A 16,868-nucleotide genomic window follows, 5' to 3' on the forward strand; every position below is an offset into this window, starting at 1 on the left:
ATCATCGAGCCGGTGCGCATCAAGGATCATCAGGGGATTCACCGACGTTATACACCCAGCATGGCGCACGAACCTCGTCTGGATAAAGAAAACTACAGAGCATGGCTGGCACGCTTTAGCCCGGGCCATGAACCGCAATCGAACAGGGAGTAATTACAATGGACGATGCCCTGCTGTTCGACGTTTTTCCTCAACAGCTCTTCCCGGATATCGAACTCGCGGCGCTGAGACTCGACGACGAGGCCCTGCGTGTGGTCTGCACGGAGAGCGAATGGGCACTGCAGTCGGATATCCCGCTGGTCTCCGGTGCCGGCACCATGGTGTTTTTCTATCAGGGGCAGGCCCGCGTCGGCCGTCATGACCTGGGGCAACCCCCGGCGTTGTCGCCGGTCGATCCGGGCGACCTCACGCTCCCCGCGATAGAGAGTCTCCTGCTGATCGAGCGCGACGAGACGGCGTGGTATTTTCACTGCCGCCTAGCCGATGCGTCACAGCGCTTCGTGATCGGCATACCGGTCAATGGCATTGAATGGCAGCCAGGCGAATTGGCATTGTCGCAACGCTGATCGAGTAAGCGATGCCCGACGCCTCGATAGACAACTCATGGGAAGGCTCCATGCAACCTCAGCAACTGAGCGCCGCCAACGACACCGCGCTCACCGTCGAGACGGACGATGGTGTGCTGTTCGCCATCGATATCGGTGTCGCGCTCTACTTCACCGGCTCCCAGCGTCAGACCAAGCGCGAGGCGATCCTGTCGATCTTCCGCGACTATCTCGAGCTCGTCGGCGACCAGCTCACCTGGACCACCAACCCCCAGACCGGGCGCTGGAAAAAGCTCCAGGGCTGGGATAGCTACATCACCCCCTTCGACTGGCTGCCCAGTTACGGCCGTGGCCAGTGGGAGTTCACCTATCACGGCGGCAAACGGCGCACCGACGCCTCCTTCTACGGCTTCAGCGTCTTGGGCTCGCATTACGATGAGATCCACCCGCGACTATCATCCATGCAGTGCTATTTTCCCATCGACTTCTTTATCGACCGTGAGGAGAAGCTGCCCGCGCTGCTGCAGCGCTGGTGCGAGGCGCTGGCGCCGGAGCACGGCTATGCCGGGCTCTCGCTCTCCAAATCCTATGGTTACGATCGCAGCGATCAGTCACAGCTGCTCGAGTACCGCTACGCCCAGCGTTTTCCCGGCCTGCAGATCAACGGTTTTTCGACACACCGGCTGAACCTCTCCCGTGGCCCCAAGGGGGTGGACTGGCTGACGGTGCTGAGCGATAGCTGGCTGGAAAAGCTCGGCGGCCGCGAGGCGGTGCGCCAGCAGATGGGCGCGCTGCCGATGCTGGACTATGCCGACGGCGCCATCCTGCGCGCCGGCCCCATGCCGCAGCTGGGCGACAACGACAACCCCGAGACCCTGGCCGCCCTGCAGGACTACCGCCGCGTGGCGGCGATCATCGAGCCGGTACGCATCAAGGACCATCAGGGAATTCATGGCATGTACTCACCAAGCATGGCGAACGAGCCCTCCCTGGATGACGAGGCTTACCAACGTTGGCTGGCACGCTTTAGCCCGGGCCATGAACCGCAATCGAACAGGGAGTAATTAAATGGACGATGCCCTGCTGTTCGACGTTTTTCCTCAACAGCTCTTCCCGGATAGCTCGGCGCTCTACCGGCGGCAAGAAGACGATAACTTATGTGGGCGACTCGACCATCCGGGACCCAACAGTTATGAATGAATGAACAGCGTCGCTTCGGACCTCATTCCTCCAGGTCCAGCGGCGGCGAGGCCGAACGCCAGTTCCTGCTGCTCGGCGTCACGGTGCATGCCGAGAACGTGCTGCCGGTCTCGGCGCAGCTCAAGACCCTGCCCGGCAGCCTGCAGCCCCGGCTCGACGCCGCCAAGCGCGCCCACGGCCTCGACGACCTCGACCCCCAGGCCCGCGACGACGCCCGCGACAGCGACTACGCGCGCATCGGCACCGGCCACTTCCTCGTCGACCTCGAGGCCCAGCGCCGCAGCCAGCCCTACCGCCACCCGCTGAGCCACCCCCGGCCGGTGGTCGGCGGCCCACAGACCGCCACCGTGGTCGGCCCCGAGGGCGAGGAGATCCACACCGATCCTCTCGACCGGGTACGGGTGCAGTTCCACTGGGACCGCCAGGGCCGCCACGACGAGCGCGCCGGGGTCTGGCTGCGGGTCGCCCAGCCCAACGCCGGCGCCGGCTGGGGCGGGGTGTTCGTGCCGCGCATCGGCCAGGAAGTGCTGGTCGACTTCCTCGAGGGCGACCCCGACCGGCCGCTGATCACCGGCCGGGTCTACAACGGCGAGCAGCGCCCCGAGTGGCACAGCCACGGGCTGTTCTCCGGGTTCAAGAGCAAGACCTATCGCGGCAGCCAGTACAATGAGCTGCTGTTCGACGACGCCACCGACAGCGGCGGCCGCGGCGAAGCGGCACGCCTGAAGGCGCCCTGGCTGCACCTCGCCTCCCCGGCGGGGATCGCCCTGAGCACGCCGGAATCCACCCACCTGGCCCAGGGCAAGTCGCTGAGCGTTTCCAGCGGCGAGGACATCAACCTCGCCGCCGGGCGCCGCCTGGTGGCGGCGGTCGCCGACAAACTCTCGCTGTTCGTGCAGAAGGCCGGCATGAAGCTGTTCGCGGCGCGGGGCAAGGTGGAGATCCAGGCCCAGAGCGACGCCATGGAACTGACCGCCAAGAAGGACGTCAAGATCACCTCGACCGAGGGCCGGGTCGAGATCACGGCCGAAAACGGCATCTTGTTGACCAGTGGCGGCAGCTATATCCGTGTCGAGAACGGCAACGTGGACATCCACTGCCCCGGCGCCGTGGACGTCAAGGGGGCACAGCACAACTTCTCGGGCCCCACCAACCTGACGCGACAAATGCCCGACCTGCCGGAATCCCGGCTATACGAGGAGTTCTTCACCCTCAAGGACAAGCAGTCCGGTCAGCCGTTGCCGTATGCCCGATACCGGGTCGAAACCGGCGACGGCAAGGTCTTCGAAGGCCGTAGCGACGGCGACGGCAAGACGCAGAAGGTATTCACGGCGCAACCCCAGAACATGCGGGTCACGATTCTCGACCGCTTCGACGACGCGATGGACGGAGACTTGTCATGAGCGAGACGTCACCCGATGGCCAGACGACGACCCGGTTGTGCGCCGTGGGCCAGGACGCCACCCATGAGCCGGCGGATCAGTTGTTCTATCTGGTGGACAAGAGCACCCTGCTGGCCGTGCCGAAAGCGGCCATGCAGAACCTGCTGACAGAAATGCGACACCTCGAAGGCGTCGTCGAGGCCCAGCAAATCGCCGTCGCCGACCTGAAAGCCGCCCAGGAAGAATACATCCATGTCATGCAGGGCGACGGCATCGACCCGGAGGCCCGCGCCAGGCGCGAGACCGCCGACAGCCCCGAGGAACTAGCCAGGCAGGTGCGCCTCGCCCAAGTGGCCCTGGACAAGGCGAACAAGGCGCTGCGTGAGACGATCAATCCGCTGACGCCATTGAACGACGACACCAACCACATCCAGGAAATGATCCCGCTCCAGCGCCGGGGCGCGCCATGCTCTCAGGTCGGGTTCCGACTGGCGTACGCCCGCTCGCAGGCGCTCGACGACGCCTGGCCGCGCTACCGCCCGGCATCCGCACCGACGGACAACGCCGACGGACTGCTCAGCGGCGGGCGCATCGACTGGGACACCCTGAAACGCCAGCTCGACGCTATCAACAGCGACACCCGAATCAAACAGGACGTGCCCTGGTTCGAGGACTGGCTGAAGTTGGAAGACCAGGACAAGGAGCTTTTCCAATGGAGTGCGCGGCTCAACGAGGACCTGGACGCCACCTCCTCCCATCAGAGCGGCGGCGATCACGAAGCCGGTAGCGTCAAGGTGGACCTGAGTGGGGAGGCGCAACTGATGCGCTGGTCGTATGGCGCCAGCGGTCTCGCTGGCGACGCCGACCCGCTCGCCCGCGAGGGCAATATCAAGGCGAGCGGCCATGCCGCGCTGACACTGGCCCAGGCCAAGGGCAGCATCGAATGTTACGAGCCACCGGGCGGCTACATGATGGCCTTCGCCGGCATGAACCTGGGCATGCTGCGTTCTCACACTTTCCTGAACGTGGCCGGCGGCGTCGGCGCCAGCGTCGCCGCCGAGCTGAATCTCGACGTGCAATTCAACGGCGACGGAGCCAGGGCGAGGGGCATCGAAGGCTCGACCAGCGACAACGGCCTGCCCGGGGGAAAGGTCATCGACATGGCCACCCCGGAGGCGGAACAAGGCACGGAACTGAAAGCCTTCGCGGGTGGCGAGCTGGAAGTCACCGTCGGCGGGCAGATCGAGTGGAAAAACCCGGAGGTCGATGAATTCGCCCCCTTCGCTAAGATTGTCCCCGCGTTGGGCGCCCAGATCGGAGCCGGCGCGGAGGCGACTCTCATTATTTCTTATCAAGGGGGCAAGTTCCAAATAAAAGCCAAGGCCGCATTCTGCTACGGCGTGGGCGCCAAGGGCAGCCTGGCCCTGGAAGTCGATGGCGACCTGATCGTCGAATTCGTACTATGGGTGGCCTATCAGCTCAAGAACATCGACTACAGCCGGCTGGAATTCATTGACGAACAAGCTTTCGAGGCACTATCCAATATCGTGGCCTTGGCGTTGGAATCCGGCAAAGAGTTAAAAAAGTTCATGTTGGACTCAACGAGGGCCATAGAAAACTATGCCCAAGATACTTGGTACCAAATTGAGTCCGGTGTGGAGGCTGCAGATAGGCGCGCCCGGTTGGCAGGACGAATCAACGCCGACCCCGACCTGCTGAAATACACCTCGCCCGATACCAAGGGGCAACTGATCCATCAGTTGATACAGACCAATGCGGCGGACATCGTTGACCCGAGGGGGCAGGAATGGAACCCGCTGGATTCCGCCTTCTGGAAGGCGGGGGTCTTGACCACCCGCAAAGAGGCGATCATCCGGATATTCACCTGGGTGCAATCACAAGCGGAATTCGACAACATCATGCAGCGGGTCATACCGACGATCGGCGGGCCCACCATCGGCACCGAAGAAGGCAAGCGCCGCGTTCAGGCCTTCCTGGACATGGGCGAAGTCGACTGGCCCGTCGTTTCCTTCTTCTACACGGACTTCGATGGCAACCTGCAGCGCTTTTACGAGCACCTGCGCCCCACGGCCTCCAAGGGTACGCCCATCGTCGCCAATGACATGACCGAATACCTGTCGCAGAGCGATATCGCACCGAGCTTCGACCGCCCTTGCTTCAACGAAACCCAGTGCCATGTCGATTCGACGACCCGAACCGCATGAACCCGAGAACTTCATTTCACGAGCATTATTGTATTTGATTAACCACGCACCGAAACGTACTCATCAAAGCCGGCTGCTTTCTATTGGCATACATTTCCAGGCCATCAGTGACGCCTTCCGGAGGCATTAATGCCAAGTCAGGGTTGTAAGGCGACCGGATGACCGTAACTAGTCCCACGTAACCGCCTCCACTCGTCTCGCCACCACGGCGCACCTTGAGCGTGCCCGACTCCGGGCCGGTGGGGTTATGCACAGGCGAGTGCTCATAGTAATCCTCACCGTACCAGTCGCTGACCCATTCATAACCATTGAGCCCCATCTGATAGACCCCCAGCGGGTTGGGCGGATACTTTTTCATCACCGGAAGCGGTGCCGCAGGGTCATCCGCCGGGCTTGCTTGCCGACGTTCTTCTCGAGTGGGATAATTTTCTCCGAGTTTTAGCAAGCCCGTATCCGTCGCATAGGGCAGCATTTTCCCACGGCTGCGCGCAGCATACTCCCATTGCGCCTCGGTCGGCAGCGCATATGGCTGGCCACTTTGCTCGGCCAGCCACTGGCAGTAATCCCGCGCCTGGTACCAGTCCACCCCCGCCGGCACGTCCGGCGCCCGAGTCTCGCTGCTACTGTTATCGGTATTGATCTTGGGTTGGCCCGTGGCCTGGGTGTAGACGTCGTAATCTGCGTAGGTCACCTGACGATCACTGATATAAAAGCCATCCAGTGTCACCTTGTGGAGATGCTTGTCATCCTGCTTGAAGCTCCAAGGCAAATGATCGCTCTTGGGATCCTTAGGGCCGAAGTCCCCCATCTGAAAACTGCCGCCTTCCACATGGACCAGGTGTTTCTCGGTCCTGTCAAGCAGGGCATCGATGGCGGCTTGATGATCCGCCTTGGCACCGTTATCGCCGTTGGCGGGGTCGTCCCCTTCCGCACTGCTGTCGCCACAGGCGGTCAACACCAGACTCGACAGTATCGTCAGAATGACCAAGGGTTTCATGATAAACCTCGATGATTGATACCTTGTAAATCATTATGCCAGACCGGCTCGCGAATTATCGACGAAAAATATAACGCGAAGATGCTATCGCCGACAGGCAGAAAGGCGAGTCCTTAGGAATACAGGCAATAGAACGAAGCGCTGCCAGGATAGGTTAACTGTCGCCATCATCGCGACATGACCGAGCACCTGGCGCAGAGCGATATCGCACCGAGTTTCGACCGCCCCTTTTCAAGGGAATCGGCTCAACAAAACCCAGTGCTATATTGATTTGACGACCCGAACCGCATAGAAGCCGTGAGGTTCATTTCACGACAATCATTGCGTTTGATTGACTACACATCGAACCGTATTTAACAGAGCCGGCTGCTTTCTATTGGCATACATGTCAAGATCTTCCGTAACGCCTTCCGGGGGCATTAATGCCAGGTCGGGGTTATAAGGCGAGCGGATGACCGTGACCAAACCCAGGTAACTACCGGCCGTTCCCCCCCCGGCGCACCTTGAGCGTACCCGACTGCGGGCCGGTGGGGTTATGCGTCGGCGAGTGTTCGTAATAATCCTCACCGTACCAGTCACTGACCCACTCATACCCATTGAGCCCCATCTGGTAGATCCCCAACGGATTGGGCGGGTATTTTTTCGCCACCGGATACGGGGCATAGCGATCATTCGCCGGGCTCGCCTTCTGCCGCTCTTCACGAGTGGGATAATTCTCCCCGGGCCTTAGCAGGCCGGTATCCGTGGCATAGGGCAGCATTTTCCCACGGCTACGCGCGGCATATTCCCATTGCGCCTCGGTCGGCAGCGCATACGGCCGGCCGCTTTGCTCGGCCAGCCACTGGCAGTAATCCCGCGCCTGATACCAGTCCACCCCCGCCGGCACGTCCGGTGCCCGAGTTTCGCTGCTACTGTTATCGGTATTGATTTTGGGTTGGCCCGTGGCCTGGGTGTAGACGTCGTAATCCGCGTAGGTCACCTGACGATCACTGATATAAAAGCCATCCAGTGTCACTTTATGAATGTTCTTGTCATCCTTGTTGACACTCCAACGGGCATAATTGTCCTTGGGACTGATCAGACCAACATCGCCCATCTTGAAGCTTCCACCTTCCACATAGACCAGATGCTTCTCGGTCCTTTCGAGCAGGGCATCAATGGCGGCCTGGTTATTCGCCTTCGCCTCGTTATCGCTTTTTCCGGGGTCGCCCCCTTCCGCACTGCTGTCGTCACAGGCGCTCAACGCCAGACTCGATAGAATCGTCAGAATGACCAAGGATTTCATGATAAACCTCGATGACTGATACTTGTAAATCATTATGCCAAACCGGCTCGCGAATTATCGACGAAAAATATAACGCGAAGATGCTATCGCCGACAGGCAGAAAGGCGAGTCCATAGGAATACAGGCAATAGAACGAAGCGCTGCCAGGATAGATTAACTGTCGCCATCACCGCGACATGACCGAGCACCTGGCGCAGAGCGATATCGCACCGAGTTTCGACCGCCCCTTTTTCAAGGAAATCGGCTCAACGAAACCCAGTGCCATGTCGATTCGACGACCCGAACCGCATAGAAGCCGTGAGGTTCATTTCACGAGCATTATTGTATTTGGTTAACCACGCACCGAAACGTACTACACCATCAAGCATCGATTGCAACGATGAAAGAATAGCAAGCGGAAGGCCGGCGCTATTTACCAAGCGGGTAGTTCAGAGGGGCCCCGAAACGGGGCCCAATCATGCCTGGTTGAGCGTCTCGGCGTCGGCGCCGGGCTTGAAGGTGCCGGGCTCCAGCGAGTGGCGCCCGAGCAGCTTGTAGAAGTCGGTGCGGTTGCGCCCGGCGATGCGTGCCGCCTGGGTGACGTTGCCCTCGGTGATCTTGAGCACCTTGATCAGGTAGCTGCGCTCGAAGCCGGCGCGCGCCTCGTTGAACGACGGCAGCGCGTTTTCCTCGGCGGCCAGCGCCTGGGCGACCAGCGCCTCGGGGATGATCGGCGCGCTGGTCAGCGCCACGCACTGCTCGACCACGTTGACCAGTTGGCGCACGTTGCCCGGCCAGGCGCTGGAGGCCAGCAGGTTCAAGGCCTCGGAAGAGAAGCCCTTGACGAACGGCTTGTGACGCTCGGCAGCCTGGGTGACCAGGTGCTTGGCGAGCAGCGGCACGTCCTCGGCGCGCTCCTTGAGCGGCGGCAGGCGCAGGTTGACGACGTTGAGGCGGTAGTAGAGATCCTCGCGGAAGTCGCCCTCGGCCATCGCCCGGTCCAGGTCGCGGTGGGTCGCCGAGATGATGCGCACGTCGATGGGCACCGAGGTGGTCGAGCCCAGAGGACGGATCTGGCGCTCCTGCAGGGCGCGCAGCAGCTTGACCTGCAGCGGCAGCGGCATGTCGCCGATCTCGTCGAGGAACAGCGTGCCGCCGTCGGCCGACTGGAACAGCCCCTCGTGCTGACTGACCGCGCCGGTGAAGGCGCCCTTGGCGTGACCGAACAGCTCGCTTTCGAGCAACTGCTCGGGCAGCGCCCCGCAGTTGATGGCGACGAACGGCTTGCCGGCCCGGGAGCTGGCCTGGTGGATGGCGTTGGCGAGCAGCTCCTTGCCCGAACCGCTGGGCCCGGTGACCAGCACGCTGACGTCGGAGCCGGCGACCATGCGCGCCTGCTCGAGTACCGTCTCCATCTGCGGGCTGCGGGTGATGATCGCCGAACGCCAGGCGTCGTCGCCCTCGGCGGCCGGCCCGGGGGTCTGGGTCAGGGCGTCGTCGATCGCCGCGAACAGTTCGTCGCGGTCGACCGGCTTGGTGAGGAAACTGAACACCCCCTGGCGGGTGGCGCTGACCGCATCGGGAATCGAGCCATGGGCGGTGAGGATGATCACCGGCAGCCCGGGCATGCGCTTCTGGAGCTGCTGGAAGAGCGCCATGCCGTCCATTTCGTCCATTCGCAGGTCGGAGAGCACCAGGTCGGGACGCGCCTTTTCCAGGCAATCCAGCGCCTGCCTGCCGCTCTCCGCGGTGGTGACCCGATAGCCACGGCTTTCCAGCCGCATCCCCAGCAGCTTCAGTAGGCTGGCGTCGTCATCGACCAGCAGGACATGGGCAGCGTGCTTCACGTCATCACTCCTAGACAGTCTCGGCGCCAGCCGGGGGCCTGCGTCAGGCCTTGACGCGGCCCGCGACGTTCACTGCTGGCGCGAATTGATACTTTCTTCGATCGCGGTGAGGGCATCGAGTTTCTTGGCCAGCGAGTCGCGCTCGCGGCTCACCTGACGGCGCGACCTCTCGCTGTCGGCGAGTTCGCCGGCCAGGGCGCGGCGCGCCTCCAGCCCGTTGAGCCACTGCCGCAACAGCGGCTGCAGGCTGCTGGGCGCCAGGGCCAGGTCGGCCTTGTAGAGTTCGGAGGCGTCCTTCCAGTGGTCGCGGCCGGCCCAGGAGAGCACCACCGCCCGCGCCAGCCGCTGGCGGGGCGCCAGGCCGTCGGCCTCCTCGAGAATGCGCTGACGCCATTCGCTGTCGCCACGCTGGGCGGCCAGGCCGAAATCGACCCAGGCGGCAAGCATGCAGGCATTTTCCTCGAGCGTCGGGATTTCCGTCAGGCACTGGTCCTGCTCGGCGATATCTTGTTCGGCGTGCCGAGGGACCCACTGGCAGCCGGAGGCAACGAGGGCGATGGCCAGCAGGCTGGCCCCCAGAGCGAGATGCTTCATCGCGTCAGTTCCTTGCATCGTCGGCAGCGGCAATCATGGGCCGCTGCTGTTTATCGTGGTCGCCCCCCGTGTCGGCATTCCAGGGCAGGATCAGGCGAAAGCAGACGTCGAGGGGGTCGGCATCGGCCAGTGTCAGCCGGCCGTGCTGGGCGCGGGCGCAGTCCTGGGCGACCGACAGGCCGATGCCCGAGCCCTTGAGCGCGCCCTTGCGACGCGCCCGCCCCTGGTAGAAGGCGTCGAACAGCCGCGCACGGTCCTCGTCGGCGATCGGCTCGCCGCTGTTGGCCACGTCGATCACCAGCGTCCGGCCGTCGCGGAAGGCGCGCAGTTCCAGCTCGCCGCCGTCCTCGCCGTAGGCGATGGCGTTGGAGACCAGGTTGTCGAGGATGCGCTGGGTTCGCTCGCGATCGGCACACCAGTCGAGCGGCTCCTGGAAGGCACTCACCCGCATGCCCTTCTTCTCGAGGGCCAGCTGGTGCTTGGCGAGCACCTCCTTGATCACCGTTGACACGTCGAAGCGCTCGATCTGGGTGCCCTGGTTGTGCTGCAGCAGGTTGTAGTCGAGCAGTTGCTCGATCAGCTTCTGGAGTTCCTCGCCGCTGGCATCGATCAGTTCGACGATCTCGCGCTGCCGCGGGTTGAGCTCGCCGGCGACGCCGTCGCCGAGCAGCCCGGTGCCCTCGCGCACGCTGGCCAGCGGGGTCTTGAGCTCGTGGGACATGTGGCGCAGGAACTGCTGCTTCTGCGCCTCGAGCTCGTTGAGGCGGTTGGACAGCCAATCGAGTCGATCGCCCAGGCGTACCAGCTCGGCAGGCCCCTGGATGAGCGGCGCCTTGGGCGGCTCCAGGCCGCTGCCCAGGCTGAGAATGCGCCGCTCGAGCTGACGGATCGGGCGGATGATCAGCCAGGTGAACAGCAGCATCAACGCCAGGCTCGCCGAGACCAGCGCCGCGGTCTGCAGCCACAAGCGGCGCTGGACCTCGCCGGCCTGGTCGCTGATCGCGTCGATGCGCGCGTCGATCTGGCGGTTGGTGGCCTCGCGGACGGCATCGGTGCGCGCCGAGAAGCTGGCGAATTCGTCGAGATGCGCCTGCAGCTCCTCCGGGGTGAGGCTGGGCAGCAGGGCCAGCGCCTGGATCTGGTCGCCGAGCGCGGCGATATTGGGGTTGTCGGGGAGCAGACGCCGCTGGGCGGCGAGCAGGCGGGCGAACTCCTGGGCCTTGTCGGCGTAGATCTCCATCAGGCCGGGCTGCTCGACCACCGCATACTGGCGGGCACTGCGCTCCATTTCCACGGCGAGATTGGACAGCGTGCGGGCACGGCGCGTCTGGTCGACCGCTTCGCGCGCACTGACGTTGGCCAGTTGCGAAAGCTCCGACAAGGCCTGGCCGGCCTGAAACATCAGGACGGCGATGGGCAGCATCACGACCACGAAGGCCAGCAGAACCAGCTGCAGGAGGGACCGGGGGCGCCAGCGGCGCGACACCTGGGAGGTCATGGAAATCGTTCTATGCAGAAAGAGGGCCAGATTCATTCGTTCTCTCCGCACAGCATAACAGAGTTACCGCCCCGATCAGCCGACGACGTTCCCGAGGCGCAAAAAAAGAGGGCCGGCATGGCCGGCCCAAGGTACGCAGGGAACTGAAGGGTCAAGTGAGTACTCACAAGAGTCTGCCTGGCCAGACGTCCGCGAGGACTCGGAGTTGGACTCCCGAGGAGCCCCGAAACCGTGAAATCATCCGTGTGTCTGCCAGGGACATGATCTCACTGTGGCGGCGAACCGCCTGGCTTCGTCCGATCGATGCGTCGCCGGGGCGGCGCATCCCAATTGGGTCCCCCTTGAGGGGGGAGTGGCATCCTTGCCGGGGCATCCTTGCCCTCTAGGTACCAATCCTTGCTGATCAGCGGTACCGTCTCATCGCAACCTAAGTCACACATCGCGTGGAGCAGACGCTGCTGGGCGGTCACGGGATCTACACAGGGTCGTGGGAAGATCGCCTTGCACCCAGCCGGGAAGTGATACGAGCCGTTTGAACCGCTTCCCGTTGCTCGCCCTATACATTGCGAAGGGTGTGCCACTTTTTCCTATTTTTCTTTTATTTCAAATATTTATGTAACTCACTTGCGTGCCAGTTCGACCAGGTGAGCGGAAAAACGGGGTTTCTGGCGGCTTGCTCGGCAAAAAGCGTCGCCATTTTGCAACGCTAAATCGGCAGACCCGATAAAAACCAATAAAATCAGGTATTTACTGTGTCGCATTTTGGAAACACCCGATCAGATTTGTCGGGAAAAATGCGACACACGAGCCTCGCCGAAGCGGATTGGACGGGTCGAAAACGGCGTTAGTTTAACGCCTTGAGCAGGACCTTCGACTGGCGGGCGTGATTGTAGGTCTCACGCTTGAGCGGCGGCAGCGCCTCGAGATCGGCCAGCCGGAAGCCATGCTCGAAGAACCAGTGCGCGGTATGCGTGGTGAGCGCGAACAGCGCCCTGACCCCCGTGCGCTTGGCGCGACGCTCGACCTCGGCGAGCAGCAGCGCGCCGCGGGCGCCCCCGCGATAGTCGTCGTGGACCGCGACGCAGGCCAGCTCGGCCATGGCGGCGTCGGTGAACGGGTGCAGTGCCGCACAACCGATGATCATGCCGTCGCGCTCGATGACCAGATAGTCGTCGATCTGATGCTCGAGGCGTTCGCGGGAGCGTGCCACCAGCATGCCCCGCTCTTCCAGGGGGCGCAGCAGCTCGAGCAGCCCGGCCACGTCGCCGAGTTCCGCCGGGCGCAGCTGCTCGTAGCGGTGCTGGGTGATCATGGTGCCCACGCCGTCGCGGGTGAACAGCTCGCCGAGCAGGGCATCGTGATCGTGCCACGACAGCAGGTGGGTGCGCGCCACGCCGTGCCGCGCCGCCTCGCAGGCCGCCGCCAGATGGCGGGCCAGCTCGCTGCCCGGGGTGGCGGCACGCTGCAGCGGCGAGGCCTGGTCGGGGGTCAGTTGACGCTGCAACTGGCCGCTCTCGTCGTGCAGCCCATCGGCCTCGCCGAGCAGGATCAGCTTGTCGGCCTTGAGCGCCACGGCGGTCTGCTGGGCGACTTCGGCGGCATCGAGATCGAACACCTCGCCGGTACTCGAGAAGCCCAGCGGCGGCAGGATCACCAGGGTGCCACGATCTAGCAGCGAGCCGATGGCCGTGGCGCGTACCCGGCGCACCTCGCCGGTATGGTCGAAATCGATGCCCTGGCGCACGCCGAGCGGCTTGGCCATGACCAGATTGCCGGACACGGCGGTGAGTTCGACACCGTGCAGCGGGGTGTTGGGCAGGCCCAGCGACAGCCGTGCCTCGAGCCACAGGCGCTGTTCGGCGGCGACACGTTCCACACGGCGCATGATCTCGCCGTCGGCGATCCAGCGGCCGTCATGGCGCACCGGCTCGATGCCTGCTTCGTCCAGCGCCGTGCCGACCTGCGGGCGAATGCCGTAGACCACCACCAGCCGCACGCCCAGGGTGTGCAGCAGCGCCAGATCCTGGATCAACTGCTCGCCACGCCCGTTGGCTATCGCCTCGCCCTCGATGAGGATGACGAAGGTTCGGCCGCGATGGGCGTTGATGTAGGGCGAGGAATTACGGAACCAGTCGACGAAGGGTAAGCGCGTGGGCACGGCCTGGGGAGCTCCGGCAGCGGTGAATGGCAGAAGGGACGATGCCGCGTGCTGACGCGGCCCTCGAAGGAACGACTATATCAGAGCCCACGAAAAGGCGGGACTCCCCGAGGGACGTCCCGCCGTCGTGCCAGCACCGCCTGAACGGGCTTCAGAAGCCGAACATGCCCTTGAACATGAAGAAGAACACGATCGCCAGCAGCGCCCCGGCCGGCAGCGTGATCAGCCACGACAGCACGATGGTGCCGATCACCCGCAGGTTGAGCGCCGCCATGCCGCGGGCCAGCCCCACGCCGAGCACCGCCCCCACCAGGGTGTGGGTGGTGGAGATCGGCAGCCCGGTCCCCGAGGCCAGCACCACCGTGGTCGCCGCGGCCAGGGTGGCGGCGAAGCCGCGGCTGGGGGTGAGCTCGGTGATGCCGGTGCCCACCGTGGCGATCACCCGGTGGCCGTAGGTCACCAGGCCGACGACGATGCCGCCGCCGCCCAGTACCAGGATCCACCACGGCAGGGCCGCCGATCCGGAGACGTTGCCGTGCGAGGCGACCACGCTGATCACCGCGGCCAGCGGCCCGACGGCGTTGGCGACGTCGTTGGAGCCGTGGGCGAAGGCCATGGCGCAGGCGGTGAACATCATCAGCACCGCGAAGACCCGCTCGACGCTGGAGAAACCGAAGCTGTCGCCGCTGCGCTTCTTCTCGCGGTTGACGCGATTCTCGAGCAGGATGCCCAGCACCATGATCACCACGCCGATGGCGATGGCGATCAGCACGCTCTGGCCGAAGTTCAGGTGCAGCCCGACATGGGACAGCCCCTTGACCAAGGTGACCATGGCGATGATGAAGCCGACCAGGAAGATGTAGCCCGGCACGTAGCGCTTGGCGGCGGCGAACGGGTCGCTGTTCTCGAAGATCAGGATCTGGACCGACCGGAACAGCACATAGCCGATGGTCCCGGCGAGCAGCGGCGACACCACCCAGCTGGCGACGATCTGCCCCACCTTGGGCCAGCCCACCGCGTCCACGCCCAGCCCGGCGACGGCGAAACCGACGATCGCGCCGACGATCGAGTGAGTGGTGGAGACCGGCCAGCCGCGCGCCGAGGCGATCAGCAGCCACAGCCCGGCGGCCAGCAGCGAGGCGAGCATGCCGTAGACCAGCAGTTCGGGACTATTGGTGAGCAGCGCCGGGTCGATGATTCCCTTGCGGATGGTCTCGGTGACCTGTCCGCCGGCCAACCAGGCGCCGAGGAACTCGAAGATCACCGCGATGAGGATCGCCTGACGGATGGTGATGGCCTTGGAACCGACCGAGGTACCCATGGCGTTGGCCACGTCGTTGGCCCCGACCCCCCAGGCCATGAAAAAGCCAAAGACACAGGCGAGGATGATGAATACGTCGCCGTATTGCGCAATGATGGACATAGGCAGATGTTCTTCTGAGTGGCGTGAGTCGTCGAACCGGCAGCCGTGACGGCGTGCCGGCTCAGCGTGCGGTCAGGATCTGCAGACGGCTGCCGACGCGCTCGGCGCGGTCGGCCAGATCGCCGATCCAGTCGATGATGTTGTAGAGGAACATCACGTCGACCGGCGGAAGCTGGGCTTCCAGATCGAAGAGCTGACGGCGGATGATGACTTCCTGGTCGTCGGCCTGATGCTCGAGCTCGTGCAGCTCGCGGATCAGATTCTGCATCAGATCAGAGACGTTGCGTCCGAAGCCGGACTCGAGCAGGTCCTCGAGTTCCTCCAGCGCCTTGCGCGCCTGGGAAACGGCCGCCACCGCGGTAGTGAGGTACTCGCGCATGGGCTGGGCGAGGCTGTCGGGAATCTGCATGCGCCGGCCGAGCATGATGCCGGTGATGTCCCGGGCGCGGTTGGCGATCTTGTCCTGTACGCTGATCAGCTCGAGCAGGTCGGAACGCGACACCGGCAGGAACATGGTGTTGGGCAGGTTTAAGCGCAACTGGGTCTTGAGAACATCGGCCTCATGTTCGAGATTGGTCACCGCCTCGCGGTACTTGGCCGCCTCGTCCCAATCGCCGGCCTGGGTGGCGTCGAAGAACGGCAGCAACTGATCGACGCACTCGCTGGTCTTGACGATGTGGGCCAGCAGCGGCTTGAACGGCGAACGCCCGAACAGCGCGGAAAAGGGGTTGGTGGTCACCATGTCGGCATCATTCGTCGGTTGTGAATGGCGGCGTCAGTATAGTGATTGGGGGCCCCAGCGTCATGAGGAATTCATCGAACCGTCATTAACGGAGCCCTGCTTATGGCTGAGGAAATCGAACTCAAACTCGCCCTCGGCGCCGACGGCGCGCGGGCGCTGGCCGAGCATCCCCGGCTGGCCGGCCAGCCTGCCCGCCGCGAGACGCTGACCAATACCTATTATGACACGCCGACGGGCGATCTGGAGGCCGCGCGGGTCGCGCTGCGCATCCGGCGCACGCCCGAACGCTGGCTGCAGACGCTGAAGACCGCCGGTCAGGGCTCGGGCGGGCTGTCGGCACGCGGCGAATGGGAATGGACGATCACCGGGCCCACGCTGGATCTTGCCGGCCTCGAGACACTGGCGCCGATGCAGACGCTGGGCCGCGACGTGCTCACGGCCCTCGAGCCACGCTTCACCACCGACTTCGAACGCACGAGCTGGCTGCTAGAGAGCGGCGAAGCGAGCGTCGAGGTGGCGCTGGATCGCGGCGAGATCCTCGCCGGGGAACGCCGGGCGGCGATCGACGAGCTGGAACTCGAGCTCAAGCGCGGCACGCCCGAGGCGCTCTGGACGCTCGCCGAGACCTTCGCGGCCGAAGTGCCGCTGCGTCCGGCCAACCTGAGCAAGGCCGCCCGCGGCGCGGCACTGCGTGACGCCCACTGGCCGCTGCCGCCCCCCGCGACCCTGCACGACGCCACGCCGGCGGGCCGCTTCGACGCCGCGATCGCCGCCCTCGACGCCCTCGCCGACAGCGGCGATGCCGCATTTCTCGCCCGGGCCCGCGATGCCCTGCAGATGCTGGCCGACGACGATGCGCTCGACGCCGCGATCCGCGAGCCGGCCGTCTCGCTGGCCGCTGCCCTGGGCGAACCGGACTGGCTCGACCGCGACTTCGGCCGCCACAGCCTGGCGCTGCTGGCCGCCCTGCACCGCGCTTGAGCCCTTGGGAGA

At 64.2% G+C, this 16,868-nt stretch carries 14 protein-coding genes; 6 read left to right on the top strand and 8 right to left on the bottom strand.

What is annotated here, in order from left to right; translation table 11 throughout:
• Positions 1–158: 158 nt before the first annotated feature.
• The 5 genes from KGR00_RS16805 to KGR00_RS16820 are packed head-to-tail and all read left to right on the top strand — an operon-like array spanning position 159 to position 5,352.
• Positions 159–566, top strand: coding sequence for a hypothetical protein (locus KGR00_RS16805; RefSeq protein WP_224424456.1), 408 nt, complete (start codon positions 159–161; stop codon positions 564–566).
• 50 nt (positions 567–616) lie between these two features.
• Positions 617–1,609: a type VI immunity family protein gene (locus tag KGR00_RS16810; RefSeq protein WP_224424457.1), complete on the top strand. Its 993-nt coding sequence runs from the start codon at positions 617–619 to the stop codon at positions 1,607–1,609.
• Between the two features lie 4 nt (positions 1,610–1,613).
• The gene (locus KGR00_RS22455) at positions 1,614–1,745 is read left to right on the top strand and encodes a hypothetical protein (protein WP_275423190.1); all 132 of its coding nucleotides are present in this window, start codon (positions 1,614–1,616) and stop codon (positions 1,743–1,745) included.
• Positions 1,742–3,148, top strand: a complete 1,407-nt coding sequence (tssI, locus tag KGR00_RS16815; protein ID WP_224424458.1) for a type VI secretion system tip protein TssI/VgrG — start codon at positions 1,742–1,744, stop codon at positions 3,146–3,148. The genes KGR00_RS22455 and tssI overlap by 4 nt, the downstream gene beginning before the upstream one ends.
• Positions 3,145–5,352: a hypothetical protein gene (locus tag KGR00_RS16820; RefSeq protein WP_224419008.1), complete on the top strand. Its 2,208-nt coding sequence runs from the start codon at positions 3,145–3,147 to the stop codon at positions 5,350–5,352. The genes tssI and KGR00_RS16820 overlap by 4 nt, the downstream gene beginning before the upstream one ends.
• A gap of 25 nt (positions 5,353–5,377) precedes the next feature.
• Here the strand turns inward: KGR00_RS16820 and KGR00_RS16825 are convergent, their stop codons facing one another.
• The 8 genes from KGR00_RS16825 to KGR00_RS16860 form a co-directional block, all read right to left on the bottom strand.
• Positions 5,378–6,349 carry an SUMF1/EgtB/PvdO family nonheme iron enzyme gene (locus tag KGR00_RS16825; RefSeq protein ID WP_224419007.1) on the bottom strand — a complete coding sequence of 324 codons (972 nt, stop codon included), beginning with the start codon at positions 6,347–6,349 and terminating at the stop codon, positions 5,378–5,380.
• Positions 6,350–6,824: 475 nt separating this feature from the next.
• Positions 6,825–7,634, bottom strand: coding sequence for an SUMF1/EgtB/PvdO family nonheme iron enzyme (locus KGR00_RS16830; RefSeq protein ID WP_224419006.1), 810 nt, complete (start codon positions 7,632–7,634; stop codon positions 6,825–6,827).
• A gap of 455 nt (positions 7,635–8,089) precedes the next feature.
• Positions 8,090–9,460, bottom strand: coding sequence for a two-component system response regulator GlrR (gene glrR, locus KGR00_RS16835; protein WP_129138288.1), 1,371 nt, complete (start codon positions 9,458–9,460; stop codon positions 8,090–8,092).
• A 69-nt stretch (positions 9,461–9,529) separates the two neighbouring features.
• Positions 9,530–10,054 (bottom strand): hypothetical protein, encoded by a 525-nt coding sequence (locus KGR00_RS16840; RefSeq protein WP_129138287.1) that lies wholly within the window; start codon positions 10,052–10,054, stop codon positions 9,530–9,532.
• 4 nt (positions 10,055–10,058) lie between these two features.
• Positions 10,059–11,552, bottom strand: coding sequence for an ATP-binding protein (locus tag KGR00_RS16845; protein ID WP_224419005.1), 1,494 nt, complete (start codon positions 11,550–11,552; stop codon positions 10,059–10,061).
• Between the two features lie 844 nt (positions 11,553–12,396).
• Positions 12,397–13,710 carry an amino-acid N-acetyltransferase gene (gene argA / locus KGR00_RS16850; RefSeq protein ID WP_224419004.1) on the bottom strand — a complete coding sequence of 438 codons (1,314 nt, stop codon included), beginning with the start codon at positions 13,708–13,710 and terminating at the stop codon, positions 12,397–12,399.
• Between the two features lie 151 nt (positions 13,711–13,861).
• Entirely contained in the window at positions 13,862–15,133 is a 1,272-nt protein-coding gene (locus KGR00_RS16855; protein ID WP_129141968.1) for an inorganic phosphate transporter, read from the bottom strand.
• A gap of 61 nt (positions 15,134–15,194) precedes the next feature.
• Positions 15,195–15,875, bottom strand: a complete 681-nt coding sequence (locus KGR00_RS16860; protein WP_129141967.1) for a TIGR00153 family protein — start codon at positions 15,873–15,875, stop codon at positions 15,195–15,197.
• Between the two features lie 102 nt (positions 15,876–15,977).
• On the opposite strand from KGR00_RS16860, the gene KGR00_RS16865 reads away from it, so the two are divergent.
• Positions 15,978–16,856: a CYTH domain-containing protein gene (locus KGR00_RS16865; protein WP_224419003.1), complete on the top strand. Its 879-nt coding sequence runs from the start codon at positions 15,978–15,980 to the stop codon at positions 16,854–16,856.
• The last annotated feature ends 12 nt before the right edge of the window (positions 16,857–16,868 follow it).

The organism is Modicisalibacter sp. MOD 31.J (assembly GCF_020147985.1).
In the GTDB taxonomy this organism is placed as follows: Bacteria; Pseudomonadota; Gammaproteobacteria; order Pseudomonadales; family Halomonadaceae; genus Modicisalibacter; species Modicisalibacter coralii.